Here is a 449-nt window from a genome sequence, read left to right as displayed (position 1 = left end):
GCCATGGCGCAGGGGACGGAGTCGTTACGAAGATGTTACGTAGGATAACATCAACGATAATGATTCGCATATGCGCGGGCGAACGAGCAGTCTGGAGGCCCGGGGAGGCCCCTGAACGCCTCTCAGCGCGCTCCGCTGGCTTCCACCCCTGGGCGGAGTCGCCGGCGGCCAGGGACGCTTCAATCGCGGTCGTCGCGGGTCCAGACGGCGTCGTGTTCGCGCTTCACCGGGAACTTGGGTACCGGCGTATAGGCCGGGGCGCACAGGGCGCGGCCATCGCGCACGTCGAAGCGCGCGCCGTGCAGCACGCATTCCACGCTGCCTTCGTCGGTGTTGAACTCGCCCGAGGACAGCTCGAACTCCTCATGCGTGCACTGGTCTTCCAGCGCGTACAGCTCGCCGTCGAGGTTGAACACCACGATCGGCGTGCCGGTCACTTCGTCGAACAC

1 protein-coding gene is annotated in these 449 nt (G+C 65.7%); it reads right to left on the bottom strand.

The features are described 5' to 3' along the window. Positions 1-179: 179 nt before the first annotated feature. Positions 180-449 (bottom strand): Rieske 2Fe-2S domain-containing protein (locus GWE18_RS42050; RefSeq protein WP_275191324.1); only part of this gene is annotated, 270 nt, incomplete at its 5' end.

Origin of the sequence: Bradyrhizobium sp. CSA112, assembly GCF_029051645.1 — a bacterium.
GTDB lineage: Bacteria > Pseudomonadota > Alphaproteobacteria > Rhizobiales > Xanthobacteraceae > Bradyrhizobium.
This window is presented reverse-complemented; position numbering and strand designations above follow the sequence as displayed.